Source organism: Paraburkholderia sp. DHOC27 (genome assembly GCF_003429005.1).
GTDB lineage: Bacteria > Pseudomonadota > Gammaproteobacteria > Burkholderiales > Burkholderiaceae > Paraburkholderia.
In genome coordinates this window covers 91467-109117 of sequence record NZ_QVQV01000003.1, presented here as the reverse complement: position 1 = coordinate 109117, position 17651 = coordinate 91467, and the positions used below count along the sequence as shown (strand labels likewise).

Here is a 17651-nt window from a genome sequence, read left to right as displayed (position 1 = left end):
ACCACGCACATGGCAGGACCGTGTCCCGCCGGGCGCTCCGGCAAGGATGACGGCCGTGCCGCAAGGGGGCCTGGGTCAATCCTAACGGATAAAGGCACGTGATGTGTTGCTGAAGCAAAAATCGGCGGCGGGGCGCGGAGGCGGAGCCGCGCTGGATGGCGGATGCCTCGCGTAGCCCGTAAGCCTCAACCGCCGTCGCTGCCCGCTTCGCGGCAGCGCGCCAGCAGCGCTTCGAGCGCGCGGTCCGGCATGCCGCTTTCGCGCAGCGCGGCGACCGTGCGGCTCACGTAGTCGAGCGTCGTGCCGTAGCGCCCGCAGGCGCAGCCGAACACCGTCTGCACGATGGCGTCGGTCAGCTTGCCGGTGTACGACGGCACGTCGCGGCGCATCACGAAGGCGAGAGCGGTGACGCGCCGGCCGTCGGCCAGCGTGCAGGGCAGCCACGCGGGGCGATACGAACCCATCGCCATTTCGCGGCGCCATAGCGCTTCCAGATGCGGCATCGCCCCTTCGGCGGCGAGCCGGAAGGCGATGCCAACGCACGAGCCGCCACGGTCGAGCGCGAGTACGAGCCCCGGCTGTTCCGGCGTGCCGCGATTCACGCGCGACCACAGATACAGGCCGCGATGGTAGCCATGCACCCTGGAGCGGCTGCCTTCGATAGTCGGCAGCCCCGGATTCCAGATCAGCGAGCCATAGCCGAACAGCCACAGATCGCTCTTGCGATCCCAGTCGCGCAGCGTGTGTTCCAGCGACGCGTGCAGCTCCTCGTCCGTCAGCAACCGCGATTCGCCCAGCACCGGCGGATAGCCAGGGCACGGCGGGCGGTCGTCGGGGACGGGCAGGGGCGCGTTCATGGCGATGCCGGCAGGCTAGTCCCCGAGGGTGGGCGGGTAAGGGTCCTGATACGGGTCGGGAAAGCCGAGCGACGCCATGATTTCGGTCTCGATGGCTTCCATTTCCTGCGCTTCCTCTTCGACCTCGTGGTCGTAGCCTTGCGCGTGCAAGGTGCCGTGCACCAGCAGATGCGCGTAGTGCGCGGCGAGCGGCTTGCCCTGTTCCTCAGCCTCTTTTTCGACCACCGGGCAGCACAGGATCAGGTCACCCGTGACCGGATCGTCTTCCGATTCCGCGTACGCGAACGTCAGCACGTTGGTCGAATAGTCCTTGCCGCGATACGTGCGGTTCAAGGTACGGCCTTCTTCGGCATCCACGAAGCGCACCGTCAATTCCGCGTCGGCGAAGAGCGCGGCCTTGACCCAGCCGGCCACGGTGGCGCGCGGCAGGAGGGTCTTGTGCTCCGGCCACGCCTTGCCAGCGGGGAATTGCAGGTTCAACGTCAGTTTCGGCGTGCGGCTCATGCGATGGGCGGCTGTATCGTGGCAAACGTGATGACCGTGTTGAACGGACGCGCCGCTCGGCGCGCCGTCAGTGGCACGGTCGGGCGGGTCTCAACGCGCATCGGCGGGGCTGGCGGTTTTCAGCGAATGCGCGTCGTAAGCTTCGACGATACGCGCGACCAGCGGATGCCGCACGACGTCGGCGCTGGTAAAGCGCGTGAGCGCAATGCCGCGCACGTCGGAGAGCACCTGCTGCGCCTCGATCAAGCCGCTCTTGTGGCCGCGCGGCAGGTCGACCTGGGTCGTATCGCCGGTCACGACGGCCTTCGAGCCGAAGCCGATCCGCGTCAGGAACATCTTCATCTGTTCGGGCGTGGTGTTTTGCGCCTCGTCGAGAATGATGAACGCGTGATTCAGCGTGCGGCCGCGCATGTAGGCGAGCGGCGCAATTTCGATCATCTGACGCTCGAACATCTTCGCGGTCTTGTCGAAGCCGAGCAGGTCGTACAGCGCGTCGTACAGCGGGCGCAGATACGGATCCACCTTCTGGGCCAGATCGCCCGGCAGGAAGCCGAGCCGCTCGCCCGCTTCCACGGCCGGACGCGTCAGCACGATGCGCTTGACCTGATCGCGCTCCAGCGCGTCCACCGCGCAGGCCACGGCCAGATAGGTCTTGCCGGTGCCCGCTGGGCCAATGCCGAAAGTCACGTCGTGCGAGACGATCTGCTTCAGATACTCGCGTTGCGCGGGCGTGCGGCCGCGCAGGTCGGCGCGCCGCGTGTAAAGCTTCGGACCGAGTTCGGCGGCATCTTCGTCGCCGGTGTCGGCCGGTTCGTCGAACGGGTGATCCGGGTCATGGCGAAAACGCGCATCCGGGTTCTCGGCGCCAGCGCCACCATTGCCGCCGTTGCTGCGGCTGCGGGCCGGATGACGCGCCTCGACCAGCGCCAGCTGGATATCGTCCACGGAAAGCGGATCGCGCGCGTTGTTGTAGAAGTTCTCGAGCGCCGTGAGCGCCAGTTTGGCGCCCCGGCCGCGGATCGAGATGCGGTGGCCACGGCGTTGCAGCGTGACGTCGAGCGCCTGCTCGATCTGCCGCAGATTTTCGTCGAGCGGTCCGCAGAGGTTGGCGAGCCGCGCGTTGTCTTCGCGCGGTGCGGTGAATTCCAGATGCTGCTGAGTGGTCTTCAAGGCGGTGGGTCGATCCTGTCGGTAATCAGTACGCTTAATGGGTCGTGGCGTTGGCGTCGTCGTGCACCAGCACCAGTTCGCCACGTAACGAATGTGGGTACGCCTGGACGATTTTCACGTCCACCATTTGTCCGATGAGTCGCGCGTGCGATGCTATCGGCGCCGGGAAATTGACCACCCGGTTGTTCTCGGTGCGTCCCGCAAGTTCGTTCGGGTCCTTGCGGGCCGGCCGTTCGACCAGAATGCGCTCCACCTTGCCGACCATCGCCGCGCTGATCCGCGCGACGTTTTCCTCGATAGTGGCCTGCAAATGTTGCAGACGCTTCAATTTCACTTCACGCGGCGTGTCGTCGGGCAGATTCGCGGCCGGCGTGCCGGGACGCGGACTATAGATAAACGAGAAGCTGGTGTCGTATTTCATCTCGTGAATCAACGCCATCATTTTGTCGAAGTCTTCGTCCGTTTCACCGGGGAAGCCGACGATCATGTCCGTGGACAGCGAGAGGTCCGGGCGAATCGCGCGCAGCTTGCGGATCACCGATTTGTATTCGAGCACGGTGTAGCCGCGCTTCATCGCCATCAGGATACGGTCGGAGCCGTGCTGCACTGGCAGGTGCAGATGGCTCACGAGCTTCGGCACCTTCGCGTAGGTGTCGATCAGGCGCTGCGTGAATTCCTTCGGATGCGACGTGGTGTAACGAATGCGTTCGATGCCGGGAATCTCCGCGACGTACTCGATCAGCGTCGCGAAGTCGGCGATTTCCGACGAGCCGAGCGTCAGCGCGCCACGGAAGGCGTTCACGTTCTGGCCGAGCAGCGTCACTTCGCGCACGCCCTGATCGGCAAGGCCCGCGATTTCGGTCAGCACGTCGTCCAGCGGACGCGAGACTTCTTCGCCGCGCGTGTAGGGCACGACGCAGTAGCTGCAATACTTGCTGCAGCCTTCCATGATGGAGACGAATGCGCTCGGACCGTCGACGCGCGCGGGCGGCAGGTGGTCGAACTTTTCGATTTCCGGAAACGAGATGTCGACCTGGGCGCGGCCGCTCTCGCGGCGCTTGTCGATCATCTGCGGCAGGCGGTGCAGGGTTTGCGGGCCAAACACGAGGTCCACGTAAGGCGCCCGGGCGACGATGGAGGCGCCTTCCTGGCTCGCCACGCAACCGCCCACGCCGATGATCAGGTTCGGATTGGCTTCCTTCAGTTCGCGCACACGGCCGAGTTCGGAGAAGACTTTCTCCTGCGCTTTTTCGCGCACCGAACAGGTGTTGAACAGAATGATGTCCGCGTCTTCCGGGGTATCGGTCTTGACGAGGCCTTCAGCCGCACCGAGTACGTCGACCATTTTGTCGGAGTCGTACTCGTTCATCTGGCAGCCGTGGGTCTTTACATAAACTTTCTTGGTCATCGAATTTCGCCGGTCGCAGTGGTTTATCTGGGGGCGTCGTTTAAGAGTGAAGAGAGATGAAAACGTGCGCTGGCCGTGGCGCGTCATGTCCGCATGGCCGGCACCGCATGCCGCTGCCGGGTGATCGCAGCCTGATTGCAGCTGAACGCGGGGCGGCCTTTCATGCAGCCTTCGTGCACGTTGACAGCGTAGTCCAACATTATAGCCCTTCAGCGCAGGTGGGATTTTCCGGGCGCACGGCGCGCGGCGGCCTGTCAGGGCGGGGTGGCGGCGCAATTTTTCACATGGTGAATTGCGCTGCGGCGCCGTAGTGTCACATATCGTGTTGGCGCCGAACGACGCACGATCCTATGACGATCCAGCATAAGCTTTGCCAGAATCGTCCTCCGCAATGCTGATAACAGTGTGATATCAGCATTGTAGAGACAGAAGCAATAGATAAAGGGTTTTCGGGTTTTTGAGTGTGCCTGATGTGCCGATTTGCCAACAGCTTGCCAACATCCCGGAATCCGTCCGAGCTATCTATGTGTCGAGTTCTCACGCAATTGTGGACAGCCTTGGGCGTCGGCGGATAGTCGGAAAGTCCAGTGGATCGATTCGTGCGCGACAACCATCATGAAGAAACTAAACGCGGTCTTCGAAGTGACTGTCCCGGAAAAGGCAATGCTAGACGCGGACCTTGCGATCTTTGGTCAGGGCGCTCAGGAAATACCAAACACAGAGCCTGTGTTCGGGACCACAAACGCCGGCCCGGTGGACCCCAACAGAAAGACTCGCCACACATACATGCACATCCCCGAACTGTTTTTCGTGAATGCCTCTGGCTGGAAACGCAAGGTCGTGAAGTGGTCGTAGACGGATGAGTCGTGAAGGCTTCTTCGTGGCCGGAAAAGTATTCGGGCGCGGTTGCATGTCGCAAAAATGCTTGCGAAAAAACGCGTGGTAGCATTCCACGCGAAAAAACGGGGGCATCATGAAAATGGACGGGTGGCAAATACCAATCGCAGTTCTTGCGGGCGTCATGTGCGCGAGCGCCTACCTTCACCATCCTGAAGCTGCGCCTGACGTCGTTGCAGCGTGGGTACAGGGGGTAGGCTCTCTAGTTGCCATTGGCGCGGCAGTTTGGATTTACGCGAAGCAATACCAGGACAAGAAAGTCGATGACGAATCGGAAACGATCGCATTCGTGCAGGCGATGCGAGTTGAGATTCAGGTCATATGGGAAGAGTATCAAGGCATTCGCGCCGCGCTGCTTGCGACGCCAGCGAACGGATTCTATAGCTCAGTGGTACCTCTTAGTACCGACTCCCTTATCGTTTACAGCCGTACCCCTGAGCGGGTAGGCAAGATCGATGATGAAGCATTGCGGGCGCTGGTCGTTCGGATGTACACGGGCCTGCGTGGGCACCTGAATTCACTCCGACAAAACAACGCCCTCGTAGACGATTACGAGCGGTTTTACACGACGCCCATGGACGGCGATTGGTTAGGGGTGCAACAGCGCAAACAATCGATCATGCAGGACTATACGGCGAGACTGAAAATAGCCGATGGAGAGCTAAAAAAGCTGGTGGAGAAATTCCTTTCCGATACGGAGGCATGGTTACGCCGACAGCAAAAACAGGCGGCATAACCTTCCAAACAGTTGGTTCGACTTACTTGCAGGAGGGCGATGGTGGAGCACATTTATGCTGAAATTGGGCGTGCGGTTATCTCGTGCCAAATGTTCGAAATATGCTTCATAGCAACGTCAGAGGGCGTGCGGATGGTGGCCGATCCAGCGTACTGGAAAACCACTGCGGGTTGCATTACAGAGAACGCCCGCAAACAGCGGACCTCCGCGATTGTCGAACGCCTACAGAAAGACGGCGCAATTGCCGGGGATTTGCAGCAAAGGTTTAGTGTCTTCATTGAGAACAGAAACACGCTCATCCACCGATGGTTCATGAACCATGGCATCAGCGACGATCCGGTCAAAGAGCAACCGTTATTAGCGCTAGCCCAGGCAGTCCACGCAGAAGCAAAAGCCCTAACCCGCATGATGGCCGGTTACATGATGGAACATGCCTACCCGGAAAAGCAGGAAGTGGATCATCAGAAGCTAACCAATATGTTTAACCTCATGCATCTCGATACACGGGGTGCTGAGCGCTGATCGCCCAGCACGCACTGCGTTTGCATCAGGCTCCATTCCCCACCACGGGCGGTACGTATGCCTTGGCGATTCAGTTCGTCCGCCGTCTGTCACGGGTCAGGCGAGTGGACTCAAATTCGTTCACGGTACGACTAGGCCGGTACCGACTAGCCAAGGCGCTCCGTGAAAGATTGGGCCAGATTCCATTCCAGCACGGCTTTGGCGGCCCCGTCATAGCCGGGATATATCGATCCAGCGGAAACACCAAACTTATAGAGTCTCATTAACAGTTCTCCGGCCAATACTACTGGCAGGGTGATTTTTTTCAAACGCTCTGCACCCATAAGCCTGTCCTCAAGACAGACGTCCGGGGTAAATTTCTCACCTCGCCGTCCTGAATTACTGACCAGCAAAAAGCAGCCGGATTGCGCTGGTATGTTCGGGGATGTGCTTCCCGGCACATGGACATACCGATACGGCCCGTTTGTCATATGCATGTTGCAGGCGAAACCATATACGGCGAATTTTCCGCCCCTGTCTTTGCTTGTCGCTTTGGTAATAGCACCAGCGGCAGCAAAATAACTGGCAACCATCGCATTGTGCGACCAGTCGAGAAGTCGGGTCGGAATGCCGTGATGCTGTGCCGCTGCCATCAACGGCAATACGGAATCCAACGGCCACGCACTATTATCGATGCCATGAGTGTTCATAACCCTGGGAAGCGTGAAAAACTCACGAAACGATGGCGAGTCGCCTGGTACGGGCAATCCTCGTTGATCGCAGTAGTATATATATCCCTGTAGCAAACTGAATTCAAAAAACGTTTGATCCGGATGGTCAACAAGTGCTTGCATCATCCCTGTTTTATATTTTTCGATTACATCTTTTCGATAGGCTAGAGGGCTCAATTTCCACTCGCTGTCCCGGTGCCCTCGATATAGGTACGTATATGCTGGATCATTGAAGATGCTTCCGATCGGCGAGATAGCATGCCAAAATTCGTCCAAAGACTCGCATTCGTACAGTTCCATATCCATTATTTTTTCCCGTAGCCCGTGGCTGTCTCAGTCCGATCTGTCGTGCCGTAAATCATAGCAGCAGCGCAGCGCATATAATCCGGCGTGCGTGATTATAAAAAATCGGGGGCATCATGAAAATCGACGGATGGCAGATACCACTTGCAACATTCGCATTCATCGCGGGCGCGAGCGCCTACTGTTCCCATCCCGCCGCCTCATCAGAAGCTGTTGCGGCGTGGGTGCAGGCAGTGGGGTCTATCGGGGCGATACTTTCCGCTGTATGGGTAGCACACCGCCAGTACACGCAGACTCGCCAGCTAGAACTGGAACACGCAAAAGCGGCTGATGACAAAGACGCTGCTGAGACTCGCGCATTTGTGCTTGCCGTCCATGAAGAATTAACGAGTTTATGGGAAGGCTACTGCATCGGCGCGCGTCAGATGCTTCTCGCCACCCCTGAAGGCGCCCCTTGTAACTTTCGATTCCCCGTAACGTCCGACGCCTTCACGGTCTACAACAACGCGTCGGCAATGGTCGGTCGGGTGACGAATCCCGAATTGCGCCGCGCCATCATTGTTGCGTACGCAAGGGCTAAGGGCATGGTCTACACCTACCAGTTGAATAACGATCTGGTTAGCGATTTCGACAACTTCGAAACCTTATATAGGGGCGAAGATCGCCAAGCCAGGTTACAGCAAAAACTCCAGCGTCTGATTGAATACGGCTACCAAGTAAAGCTGCATGACGCGATGGTCGCCCATCATTATGAGGAACTGATGCGACTCACACAGGCGCTGTAGTTACGCGTTCGCGAGCAAGCCGGATACCAGCGGCAATGAGCTTGCGTTTCTCATGCGCTGTATCCCGCGCTTCGTCTAGCTCGATTGTCGGAAAGGGACCAATCTTGTACGTCCGCTGCTCACCATTCGTCCGGTAGGCGAGGTGCCATGTCTTCGAACCGGCGACAGATACATGCAGATATAGGCCGTCTCTGTCTGACAGTTTCAGCGGGCCGGTTTACTTCGTGGCCTTGACAGTTTTGCGGGACGAGAGGGTGCGCTTATTAGCGGTAGTGATGGCGGTCATGGCGATTCCTTAATGCGAGTTATCCTAGCTCGGATTTGCCAACCATTTGCCGACAATCGGCGTGAGAAGGCCGGAGAATCCGGGAGAACCCACACTGCTAACCCGTTGATTTCCAAGCTATCCGTGAGAGCGGCAGATAGTCTATGAGAGCAGAACAGATTTCAGTGTGAATATAACTTCGTTGGACGCAGCCAGACGCGATGCTATCTTGCCTTCACTCACCTTTGCCTGCCCTGTGGCGGCGCTACTGGAGGCACTTATGCATTCCCCGCTTGCGCTGGTTCGCGATCCCGCGGCTGATTCTCAAGAAGGGACGCGCGCCGCGGAACCCCTCGACGCGCTCGAACATCTGGTTGGCGTGAATCTGGCGCGTCTGCGTGCTGAGCGGCAACTGTCGCTCGATGCGCTGGCGCGTGCCTCGGGCGTCTCGCGGGCCATGCTCGCGCAGATCGAATCGGCGCGCAGCGTGCCGTCCATCAAGGTGCTGTGCAAGGTCGCGGCGGCGCTGAAGGTGTCCGTTGCGGCGTTTTTGCGGCGCCATGCGACGAACGGCTTCGAACATCTGCCCGCGGATCGGGCGACGCGTGTGGTCAGTTCCAACGGCCGCTACTCGGCGCGGCCGCTCTATCCCGACGCGGAACCGGTGGCCGCGGAGTTCCACGAACTGCGCGTGGCGCCGCTGCATACCGAGCCGGGTGTGCGACGTGCGCCGGGCACCACGGTGAATCTAGTGGTGAGCGAAGGGACGCTGGAGGTGAGCGTCCACGATCAGCGGCAGTTGCTGGCCACGGGTGACGCGATCGTGTTCGACGCCGACCAGCCGCACAGTCTGCGCAACCCCGGCGACACCGAAGCGCGGGCGTTTCGCGTGACGATCAATGCGGAAACGCCGCCGCGCTGGGACGTGCCGCACGACGCAACGCGTAACGCTGCACCGGTTTGAGTGTTTGTCAGCGGGGCGTGGTCTTTCGTTATCCAATGACGTCCCCGTGGTCTCTAACGCCTGCGCTGCAGTCACGGCGCGGCTGTTGTATGCTTCACCTGCCGGATTTTCCGGCAATCAGTGCGTCTTCAGGGCGGGGTGAAATTCCCCACCGGCGGTATGCCGGCAGCGCTAACGCGTTTGCCAGTGAGCCCGCGAGCGCCCGTGTGGTCGCGTTCTCCGTTTGTTTGGGAGACGCAAGCGGGGTCAGCAGATCTGGTGCGATGCCAGAGCCGACGGTCAGAGTCCGGATGGAAGAAGATGTGCAGATAGTCATGTCCGTCCCCGTCACGTGGCCCGGAGCTTCGAGCCGCGTGTGAGCGTTCCCGTGGAACGCGCGAAGGTCGTTCCTGCAAGGAATGGCCCGGGGCGCGCGTCGCTGTTTGCAATGCCCTGAAACGCTTTTTCGCCCAACTTTTGCGATGAGCGTTTCATATGTCCTTTGCTACTTTTCCTGCCCCCTCGACGATTGCCGAAGATGCATTCGCCGATCTCCCCCTGCTCAATACCGAACCGGTTCCGCCACGCATTGCCGCTGCGTTGCAGGCCATGCGCGATGGTCGCGCGGTGATCTTGCAGGATGACCACGACCGCGAGAACGAAGCCGACCTGATCGTCTCTGCCGAGCGACTCACCAACGAGACGATGGCATTGCTGATCCGCGAGTGCAGCGGGATTGTCTGCCTGTGCCTGCCCGATGAGCGGATTCGCGCGCTCGAACTGCCGCCCATGTCGGTCAACAACGAGAGTCGTCATGGTACGGCCTTCACCGTGTCGATCGAAGCGCGTGACGGCGTGACGACCGGCGTATCCGCCGCTGACCGCGTGACAACGATTCGCGCGGCGATTGCCGATGACGCGCAGCCCGCCGACATCGTTCGTCCTGGCCACGTGTTCCCGTTGCGTGCGACGCCCGGTGGTGTGCTGGCGCGCCGTGGTCACACCGAAGGCACGGTGGATCTGGCGATTCTCGCGGGCCTCAAGCCGGCCGGCGTGCTGTGCGAGTTGATGAACCCGGACGGCACGATGACGCGTGGCGCTGACGTCGAACGCTTCGCAGCACAACACAATCTGCCGATGCTGACGATTGCCGAGCTGGTGGAATTCCGCGCGGCGCTGGCTGCTGCGCGCGAGTGCTGCACGGATGTGGCGTGAGATGAACTGAGCGGCGTGGCGTGACGGCTAGTGCGTCACGCCGCGTACGCCTCACGACTGCACGTCGCCGAAATCCCCTCGCACGCCCGCCTCGACCAGCGCGGGCAGTTCATCCATGTGCTGCATGATGCGGGTGATGCCCATCTTGCGCAGCACGTCCGCGTAGCCATCGGGGATATGACTCGCGCCCACGAAGGCGATCGTCTTCATACCCGCCGCCCGCGCCGCATTCAAACCGGCAATGCTGTCCTCGACTACGAGGCAGCGCGCCGGCTCCACGCCCAGTTGCTGCGCGGCGAACAGATACACATCAGGATAGGGCTTTGGCCGTTCGACCTGATCGGCGCTGAAAATGCGTTCACCGAAAATCTGCTGCAAGCCCGCGCGCCGTACCGATGCCAGCACACGCTGCATGCCGCTGTTCGACACCACAGCGGCCGGCAGGGTCACGCGTTGCAGCGCATCTCGTACACCGCCAATGGGGCTGAGCCGGGACGCCAGCGCCACTTCGACGTTGTGTTCGACCGTTTGCAGAAAATTTTCCGGTAGCTGGATGTTCAACGACGTTTCGAGGCCGGCAAGAAAGCGTGAAGTCTGCTGACCAAAAGCCGTCTTCACGATGCTGACAAAGTCGATGCCGGGAAAGGTAGTGGTGAGCGTTTCGAGCAGGACGTGATCAGCGATGACTTCGCTGTCGACGAGCACGCCGTCGCAGTCACAGATGAGATGATCGAGCATGCGGCAAAGGAGGACGAGTGCACGCGGTCCATGAGACCGCGCAGGGGTGAAAGCGCCATCATACGTGCTTTGCGGCCGCCTGCGCGTGGCTTCTCGTGGGGTTCTTACCCGGATCGTGCTGCCTCAGCGTGTACCTCGGTCCGTGTCTTAGTGCAGACGCATGTAGATCCATGCCGCCGCCGCACCACCGGCGAGCGGCCCGAGCACCGGCACCCATGCGTAATGCCAGTCGCTGTCGCGCTTGCCGGGGATGGGTAGCAGCGCGTGCATCAGCCGCGGCGACAGATCGCGTGCCGGGCTCATGGCGTAGCCGGTAGGACCGCCCAGCGAAATGCCGATACCGAGTACCAGCAGGCCGACGGGCAGCGCGTCCAGCGCACCGAGTCCGACCTGCGGCGATGCCAGATACAGCACGCCGAGAATCAGCACGAAGGTGCAGATCATTTCGGTGAGGAAGTTGTGCGGCGCGCTACGGATGGCAGGCGCCGTGCAGAACACGCCGAGCTTGACGTCCGCGTCGGTTTCCCGCGCGAAATGCTGCCGATACGCCATCCACACGAGGCCGGCACCGGCCATGCCGCCGAGCATTTGTGCAGCCACATAGCCCGGCACTTTGGCCCACGCGAATTTGCCAGCCAAAGCGAGGCTGATGGTCACGACCGGATTCAGATGCGCGCCGCTGAACGACGCCGTCATGAACACGGCAATGAACACAGCCATCGCCCAGCCCATCACGATGACGATCAGGTCGGCGCCTTTGCCCTTGGTGCGGGCGAGCAACACGTTGGCGACGGCGCCGTCGCCCAATAGCACGAGCATCGCAGTGCCGATGAATTCGGCAAGATAGGGTGACATGATTCGCTCTCCATATTGTTTTTGTTGGAAGCCGCTCGAGATGCCACTCGGGCGGCTTCGCAGTATCAGCACGGCGCTGAGATGGCGGCGCTTCGGCGGTAATGGCCTCGTCGAGCCGCCGCGGATTTCAGCGCGCGTCGGCCCAGGCTTTGGCGGCACGGATGGCGCGTTGCCAGCCGGCCAGGTTGCTGTCGACATCGTCCGGTGCCATGTCCGGCGTGAAGCGGCGATCCAGCGCCCATTGGCTTTGCAGTTCGTCGACGTCCTTCCAGTAGCCCACTGCCAGTCCGGCGAGATAGGCCGCGCCGAGCGCGGTCGTTTCGCTGACCTTCGGACGCACGGCGTCGACGCCGAGAATGTCCGCCTGGAACTGCATCAACAGATTGTTGGCGCAGGCGCCGCCATCCACGCGCAATTCGTCGATACGCAGGCCGGAATCCGCTTCCATGGCCTTGAGCACGTCGAGCGATTGATAGGCGATCGAATCGAGCGCGGCCCGCGCAATATGCGCTGAGGTGGTGCCACGCGTGACACCGAACAGCGTGCCGCGTGCGCGCGCATTCCAGTGCGGCGCGCCGAGCCCCGCGAAGGCGGGCACGAGGTACACGCCGTCGCTATGCGGCACGCCGCGGGCGAGCGTTTCGATTTCCGCCGCCGTTCTGATGATGCCGAGGCCGTCGCGCAGCCATTGCACCACCGCGCCCGCAATGAAGATGCTGCCTTCCAGCGCGTAGTTGATCTGGTCGCCGATCTGCCAGGCAATCGTCGTCACGAGGTTGTTCTTCGATTCGATCGGCTTGTCGCCCGTGTTCATCACAAGGAAACAGCCTGTGCCGTAGGTGTTTTTCACCATGCCCGAGCGGGTGCACATCTGGCCGAACAGCGCGGCGTGCTGGTCGCCTGCGATACCGGCAAGCGGAATCTTCGAGGCGAACACCGTGGTCTTGGTAGGACCATAAACCTCCGACGACGGCCGTACTTCCGGCAGCATGCTGCGCGGAATATCGAGTGCGGCAAGCAGTTCATCGTCCCATTGCAGGGTATGGATATTGAAGAGCATGGTGCGCGACGCGTTGGTGACGTCGGTCACGTGCAGGCCGTGTTTGGTGAAGTTCCACACGAGCCAGCTATCCACCGTGCCGAAGGCGAGACGCCCTTGCTTTGCCTTCTCACGTGCTCCTTCGACGTTGTCGAGAATCCAGCGAATCTTGGTGGCCGAGAAATACGAGTCGATCGGCAAACCAGTCTTGGCGCGGACCTCTTCTTCGAGCCCTTGCGCCTTGAGTTCGTCGCAGAAATCGGCGGTGCGGCGGTCCTGCCAAACGATTGCGTTGTAGATCGGATGACCGGTTTCGCGATCCCAGACAATCGTGGTCTCGCGCTGATTCGTGATGCCGATCGCGGCGATCGACGTGCCGTTCATGCCGGCACGCGTGACGGCTTCAGCGGCGACACCGGCCTGGGTCGACCAGATTTCCTGCGGGTCGTGTTCCACCCAGCCTGGTCGCGGGTAGATCTGCTGAAATTCTTTTTGGGCCGTGGATACGACGTTGCCCTGACGGTCGAAAAGCATGGCACGCGAACTGGTGGTGCCCTGGTCAAGCGCGAGGATGTACTGATCCTGCATTGTCTCTTCTCCATGTTTTATGAGTCGCAACGGCTCTCAGTCCGGCGACGGACACGGCATGTTGCGATCAGCGCCGCAACGGCCGTACTACGGTGCAATCCCTCACGAACGTACGTGCTGGAATGCGGTGTTTTTCGAGCCTTGCCAAAGGCTCGTGTCAGCGCCGCGCATGAAGCGGGCGCGACGCGCTTGCTTCAGTCACTCGCTTACGCGGGCTGCGGCGTGGGGCTGGACACTGCCCTGGACATTGCTGCTGCGATCCGTTGGATCGTTTTTCCCCGTGCCGCGTTCACTCGCTACCGCAAGCGGTTGCGAGCGCGGCAAGGTGCGGGCGAACCACGCGTCGATCTGTTGCGTGACGTTTTCCAGTGTGCCCGGCTCGACATGCAACCCGAGCTTGGAGCGGCGCCACAACACGTCTTGCGCGCTGCGTGCCCATTCGGTGTCGCGCAGATAAATCAATTCGGCCTCGTAGAGACCCGGCGCGAAAGCCGGCCCAAGCTCATCCAGCGAACGCGCCGTGCCGATGACCCGTGGCGACCGTGTGCCGTAAGCGCGCGCATAACGGTGTGCGAGCGCGGCGGGCAACCAGCTGAATTGCTGCTGAAGCCGCTCGAAGAAGCGCTCGAAGTTTGCCTCGGCCATGTCGCCGCCGGGCAAGGGCACGCCGGCGGTCCAGCTCGCAGCCGGTCGCTTCAGCGCACGACTGAGTTCATCCACGGCCTCTTCCGCGAGCTTGCGAAACGTCGTGATCTTGCCGCCGAATACCGACAGCAGCGGCGCCTCGCCAGCGGGCGCGTCGAGTTCGAGTTGGTAGTCGCGCGTGACGGCGGAGGGGTTGTCCGCGCCTTCTTCCTCGAGCAGCGGACGCACGCCGGAGTAGGTCCACCGCACGTCCTGCGGCGTGATGTGCTGCTTGAAATAGCGGTTGATGGAGTCGCACAGATACTGCGTCTCGTCACCGTCGATGGCGACCTTGGCCGGGTCGCCGCGGTATTCGATGTCCGTCGTGCCGATCAGCGTGTAATCGTGCTCGTACGGAATGGCGAAGATGATCCGCTTGTCCGGGTTCTGGAAGATGTACGCGTGATCGTGATCGAACAGGCGCCGCGTGACGATGTGGCTGCCTTTGACAAGCCGCACGCTGTGGCTCGCTTCGCGGCCCAGCGCGCCGTGCAGCAGGGCGCCCACCCAAGGACCGGCGGCGTTGGCAATCGCTCCGGCGCGTACGTCGAGCTGCGTGCCGTCGGTACGCTGCAGCCGCGCCTGCCACTCGCCGCCCGCCCGCACCGCGCTGACCAGACGCGTGCGCGTCAGGATGCTGGCGCCGCGCTCCTGGGCATCCAGCGCATTCAGCACGACCAGCCGCGCGTCGTTGACCCAGCCGTCCGAATAGACAAAGCCACGCTTGATGGAATCGACCAGCGGCGCGCCGGCCGGATGGCGGCGCATGTCGATGCCGCGCGAACCCGGCAGCAGCTCACGCCGCGCCAGATGATCGTAGAGAAACAGCCCGGCGCGGATCATCCACGCGGGACGCAGGTTCGGCATATGTGGCATCACGAAGCGCAGCGGCCACATGATGTGCGGCGCTGCGCGCAGCAAGGTTTCGCGCTCTTGCAGCGCCTTGCGCACGAGCCCGAACTCGCGGTACTCCAGATAGCGCAAACCGCCGTGGATGAGCTTGGTGCTGGCCGACGAGGTGTGCGCCGCCAGATCGTCCTGTTCGCACAGCAGCACGGACAGGCCGCGCCCCGCGGCATCCCGCGCGATGCCGGCGCCGTTGATTCCGCCGCCGACCACGAGCAAATCGTATCTTGCGCCTTGCGTCACCTGATGCGTCCTTTGCGTTTTGTGAAGAAAGTCGTCCGAACCTCATTCGAACCAACTGTGTTCGTTTTCGAACTTTAATGAACAAATTCGAAAAAGTAAAGTTCGGGTCCGCTAACCCGATGACGAGATGTGGCGCAAATCGGTGCCACCGGGGATACTCACGGCAATAGCCATAACGAGGTGCGAGATGCGGGGACTTTGGACAGCAGGAGCGATTGGGGTGATCGGCGCGGCGGCCTTGCTTGGCGGCTGCGTCAGCACGCCTAATCTGGCGGGAAGCTTTGGTGCGCCGTCGTTTGCGGCGTTACAGCAGGTTTGCAGCGCGACGCCTGTGGATTACGGCAACGACGCGCAATCCGTGTACACGACCTTCTACGACGCTTACGTCGCAAACCGGCGCGGCAAACTATCAAAGGATGATTACTGCGCGTTCCAGACGGCCATCGCGCAGCACTACACGACGCTCGGGACGAACAGCGATCCGCAGGCGCGGAATCAGTGGGTGGCGTTCTTTCTCGATCAGCGCGCGAAAGCGATTAGCTGGCGCGCGGCGGTGGACCCCACCTTGCGGGCGGGTTGAGCGGGGCCATGCTGCTCGACGCCGCAGCGAACCGCACGGAGTAAAAGCCAGAGGAGGTGTTTGGCGCTGGGGTCGCGTGCTTGCCAAATGAGGCAGCTCGAACACGCCGCCCCGAAGCCCAGCCAGGGATAATTCCGTGCGCCACCTGGGCGCACGGCACTACATCAGGAAAACCGCTTGATCGCCCGGATTGCCGAGTCACCAATCTCGGTGACGCGCCATTGCTTGAGGCCGGAAGCGAGTTTTTCGAGCTGAACGAGTTGCCGTTCGAGCAGCGCGTCGAGTTCGTCTCGTTCCATTTCGACCTGGTTCGGAGCATCCTTTACGAGCAACAACGTGGCGAATTCATGCGGACTCAGCATCGTTTCTCTCCATGTCAAGCGTAGCGCGGACAGCTTTGCAGGCAATGGCCAAGCGGCGCGACGGGCGCGCGGCGATCCGCTACAGGATCAGGCGGGAGGTACAGCTGTTTCTTCCGGCGCGAGATGGAAACGGCGTCGGGGAATTGGAGTGTAGTCAAACCCGTTGCGAACGCCAACTGATCCCCTGAAAATTTTCCCTTTGACATTCGGGTCGCTCAGAGGCGGTATGGATTACCGGTCAAATCCTTGATTTCACGCGAGGTTTTGCGTGCGGTGCAACATGGCCGGGGCGCGCGGAGACGGTTCGCGCGGGGCCGTGCATGACGAGCGCGAAGGCACGCCGCGCCTGTTACTGTGCGACGTAGACCTGGGTGCCGGCGTTCGCGAGGATCTCGGTCATCTCGGCGGGCGGGGCGGCGTCGGTGAAGAGGGCGTCGATCTGATCCAGATGACCCTGACGCACCAGCGCGGGACGGCCGAACTTGGAATGATCCGCCGCGAGGAACACGGTGCGCGCATGTTCGATGATCGCTTCGGCCACGCGCACCTCGCGGGTGTCGAAGTCGCGCAGCGTGCCGTCCGGCTCGATGCTCGACGTGCCGATGATGGCGAAGTCCACCCGGAACTGGCGAATGAAGTCGATGGCCAGTTCCCCCACGATGCCTTTGTCCCACGGCCGCACGATGCCGCCCGTCACCAGCACCTCGCAGTCCGGATAGCCGCTCATCATGCTGGCCACGTTCAGATTGTTGGTGATCACCCGCAAGCCGCGATGCCGGTTCAGCGCGCGGGCCACCTCCTCGGTAGTCGTGCCGAGGTTGATGAAGAGCGAGGCCTGATCGGGGATATGCGAGGCCACGAGTCCCGCAATACGCCGCTTTTCGTCATGGAACATGCGCTGCCGCGCGGTGTAAGAGACGTTCTCGGAGCTGGTGGGCAGGCTTGCGCCGCCGTGATACCGGCGTAACAGGTTCATGTCGGCCAGCCAGTTGACGTCGCGCCGAATGGTCTGCGGTGTCACTTCGAAGTGCGCAGCCAGGTCGTCCACGGTGACGAAGCCGTCGCGTTGCACCCACTCCAGCAATTCCTGTTGACGTGCGTTAAGGGTGAGGCGAGGGTCTCGGGTCATGTGTCTCGGGTCACGTATTGGCTTTGATGCTCCGCGCAGCGCGGCGGCGAAAGCGAGCGGTGTGATGTGATGGGCGTATTGTAAGACCATCTGACGCTCGGGCCGCATGGGTCACACGTGCCGTCTGCCTGTGCGGCAGAGGCATGCTCGTAACTGATCCTTGGGTTCAGATGGTGAGCTTGAGTCGCTGAACCATTGAGCGAATCACAGCA

Annotated in this window: 17 protein-coding genes, 1 pseudogene and 1 riboswitch; of the genes and pseudogenes, 6 read left to right on the top strand and 12 right to left on the bottom strand. The window is 61.4% G+C overall.

The features are described 5' to 3' along the window. Positions 1-185 precede the first annotated feature (185 nt). From D0B32_RS12475 to miaB, 4 genes are all read right to left on the bottom strand, one after another. Positions 186-857, bottom strand: coding sequence for a gamma-glutamylcyclotransferase (locus D0B32_RS12475; RefSeq protein WP_117334301.1), 672 nt, complete (start codon positions 855-857; stop codon positions 186-188). A gap of 15 nt (positions 858-872) precedes the next feature. Continuing rightward, a complete protein-coding gene (gene ybeY / locus D0B32_RS12470) occupies positions 873-1361 on the bottom strand; it encodes an rRNA maturation RNase YbeY (protein WP_117334300.1) in 489 nt (162 codons plus the stop codon). Positions 1362-1451: 90 nt separating this feature from the next. Beyond that, entirely contained in the window at positions 1452-2531 is a 1080-nt protein-coding gene (locus D0B32_RS12465; protein ID WP_117334299.1) for a PhoH family protein, read from the bottom strand. 34 nt (positions 2532-2565) lie between these two features. Then, positions 2566-3939: a tRNA (N6-isopentenyl adenosine(37)-C2)-methylthiotransferase MiaB gene (gene miaB, locus D0B32_RS12460; RefSeq protein ID WP_117334298.1), complete on the bottom strand. Its 1374-nt coding sequence runs from the start codon at positions 3937-3939 to the stop codon at positions 2566-2568. Positions 3940-4912: 973 nt separating this feature from the next. Between miaB and D0B32_RS12450 the strand changes: the two genes are divergently transcribed. Together D0B32_RS12450 and D0B32_RS12445 are read left to right on the top strand one after the other, a co-directional pair. Then, complete coding sequence (locus D0B32_RS12450; protein WP_117334296.1) at positions 4913-5572, top strand: hypothetical protein; 660 nt, start codon at positions 4913-4915, stop codon at positions 5570-5572. Positions 5573-5611: 39 nt separating this feature from the next. Then, a complete protein-coding gene (locus tag D0B32_RS12445) occupies positions 5612-6094 on the top strand; it encodes a hypothetical protein (protein ID WP_117334295.1) in 483 nt (160 codons plus the stop codon). A gap of 146 nt (positions 6095-6240) precedes the next feature. Here D0B32_RS12445 and D0B32_RS12440 read toward each other — a convergent pair whose 3' ends face one another. Further along, positions 6241-7110, bottom strand: a complete 870-nt coding sequence (locus tag D0B32_RS12440) for an FRG domain-containing protein (protein WP_117334294.1) — start codon at positions 7108-7110, stop codon at positions 6241-6243. Between the two features lie 113 nt (positions 7111-7223). Between D0B32_RS12440 and D0B32_RS12435 the strand changes: the two genes are divergently transcribed. Continuing rightward, positions 7224-7892 (top strand): hypothetical protein, encoded by a 669-nt coding sequence (locus tag D0B32_RS12435; protein WP_117334293.1) that lies wholly within the window; start codon positions 7224-7226, stop codon positions 7890-7892. Here the strand turns inward: D0B32_RS12435 and D0B32_RS33200 are convergent. Continuing rightward, positions 7876-8094, bottom strand: coding sequence for an Arm DNA-binding domain-containing protein (locus D0B32_RS33200; protein ID WP_404935553.1), 219 nt, complete (start codon positions 8092-8094; stop codon positions 7876-7878). The two genes, D0B32_RS12435 and D0B32_RS33200, sit on opposite strands and share 17 nt — an antisense overlap. Before the next feature lie 343 nt (positions 8095-8437). On the opposite strand from D0B32_RS33200, the gene D0B32_RS12425 reads away from it, so the two are divergent. Further along, positions 8438-9121, top strand: coding sequence for a helix-turn-helix domain-containing protein (locus D0B32_RS12425; protein ID WP_117334292.1), 684 nt, complete (start codon positions 8438-8440; stop codon positions 9119-9121). Between the two features lie 120 nt (positions 9122-9241). After that, a riboswitch (FMN riboswitch) is annotated at positions 9242-9427 on the top strand. A 168-nt stretch (positions 9428-9595) separates the two neighbouring features. Then, the gene (ribB, locus tag D0B32_RS12420) at positions 9596-10315 is read left to right on the top strand and encodes a 3,4-dihydroxy-2-butanone-4-phosphate synthase (RefSeq protein WP_117334291.1); all 720 of its coding nucleotides are present in this window, start codon (positions 9596-9598) and stop codon (positions 10313-10315) included. Positions 10316-10366: 51 nt separating this feature from the next. Here ribB and D0B32_RS12415 read toward each other — a convergent pair whose 3' ends face one another. The 4 genes and pseudogenes from D0B32_RS12415 to glpD form a co-directional block, all read right to left on the bottom strand. After that, on the bottom strand, positions 10367-11053 hold the full coding sequence (locus D0B32_RS12415) for an HAD family hydrolase (protein ID WP_117334290.1): 687 nt from the start codon (positions 11051-11053) through the stop codon (positions 10367-10369). A gap of 147 nt (positions 11054-11200) precedes the next feature. Then, positions 11201-11908 (bottom strand): MIP/aquaporin family protein, encoded by a 708-nt coding sequence (locus D0B32_RS12410; protein WP_117334289.1) that lies wholly within the window; start codon positions 11906-11908, stop codon positions 11201-11203. A gap of 127 nt (positions 11909-12035) precedes the next feature. After that, positions 12036-13535, bottom strand: coding sequence for a glycerol kinase GlpK (glpK, locus tag D0B32_RS12405; RefSeq protein WP_117334288.1), 1500 nt, complete (start codon positions 13533-13535; stop codon positions 12036-12038). 333 nt (positions 13536-13868) lie between these two features. Then, a pseudogene (gene glpD, locus D0B32_RS12400) lies at positions 13869-15368 on the bottom strand (glycerol-3-phosphate dehydrogenase); the annotation flags it as partial. A 187-nt stretch (positions 15369-15555) separates the two neighbouring features. On the opposite strand from glpD, the gene D0B32_RS12395 reads away from it, so the two are divergent. After that, positions 15556-15948, top strand: a complete 393-nt coding sequence (locus D0B32_RS12395) for a hypothetical protein (protein ID WP_259294985.1) — start codon at positions 15556-15558, stop codon at positions 15946-15948. Positions 15949-16112: 164 nt separating this feature from the next. Here D0B32_RS12395 and D0B32_RS12390 read toward each other — a convergent pair whose 3' ends face one another. Then, the gene (locus D0B32_RS12390) at positions 16113-16310 is read right to left on the bottom strand and encodes a hypothetical protein (RefSeq protein WP_117334285.1); all 198 of its coding nucleotides are present in this window, start codon (positions 16308-16310) and stop codon (positions 16113-16115) included. A gap of 349 nt (positions 16311-16659) precedes the next feature. Beyond that, on the bottom strand, positions 16660-17439 hold the full coding sequence (locus tag D0B32_RS12385; RefSeq protein WP_117334284.1) for a DeoR/GlpR family DNA-binding transcription regulator: 780 nt from the start codon (positions 17437-17439) through the stop codon (positions 16660-16662). Positions 17440-17651 lie beyond the last annotated feature (212 nt).

Coding starts and splice junctions, on each gene's coding strand:
- D0B32_RS12475 (WP_117334301.1), bottom strand. CDS start 857: ATGAACGCGCCCCTGCCCGTCCCCGACGACCGCCCGCCGTGCCCTGGC.
- ybeY (WP_117334300.1), bottom strand. CDS start 1,361: ATGAGCCGCACGCCGAAACTGACGTTGAACCTGCAATTCCCCGCTGGC.
- miaB (WP_117334298.1), bottom strand. CDS start 3,939: ATGACCAAGAAAGTTTATGTAAAGACCCACGGCTGCCAGATGAACGAG.
- D0B32_RS12450 (WP_117334296.1), top strand. CDS start 4,913: ATGAAAATGGACGGGTGGCAAATACCAATCGCAGTTCTTGCGGGCGTC.
- D0B32_RS12445 (WP_117334295.1), top strand. CDS start 5,612: ATGGTGGAGCACATTTATGCTGAAATTGGGCGTGCGGTTATCTCGTGC.
- D0B32_RS12440 (WP_117334294.1), bottom strand. CDS start 7,110: ATGGATATGGAACTGTACGAATGCGAGTCTTTGGACGAATTTTGGCAT.
- D0B32_RS12435 (WP_117334293.1), top strand. CDS start 7,224: ATGAAAATCGACGGATGGCAGATACCACTTGCAACATTCGCATTCATC.
- D0B32_RS12425 (WP_117334292.1), top strand. CDS start 8,438: ATGCATTCCCCGCTTGCGCTGGTTCGCGATCCCGCGGCTGATTCTCAA.
- ribB (WP_117334291.1), top strand. CDS start 9,596: ATGTCCTTTGCTACTTTTCCTGCCCCCTCGACGATTGCCGAAGATGCA.
- D0B32_RS12415 (WP_117334290.1), bottom strand. CDS start 11,053: ATGCTCGATCATCTCATCTGTGACTGCGACGGCGTGCTCGTCGACAGC.
- D0B32_RS12410 (WP_117334289.1), bottom strand. CDS start 11,908: ATGTCACCCTATCTTGCCGAATTCATCGGCACTGCGATGCTCGTGCTA.
- glpK (WP_117334288.1), bottom strand. CDS start 13,535: ATGCAGGATCAGTACATCCTCGCGCTTGACCAGGGCACCACCAGTTCG.
- D0B32_RS12395 (WP_259294985.1), top strand. CDS start 15,556: ATGCGGGGACTTTGGACAGCAGGAGCGATTGGGGTGATCGGCGCGGCG.
- D0B32_RS12390 (WP_117334285.1), bottom strand. CDS start 16,310: ATGCTGAGTCCGCATGAATTCGCCACGTTGTTGCTCGTAAAGGATGCT.
- D0B32_RS12385 (WP_117334284.1), bottom strand. CDS start 17,439: ATGACCCGAGACCCTCGCCTCACCCTTAACGCACGTCAACAGGAATTG.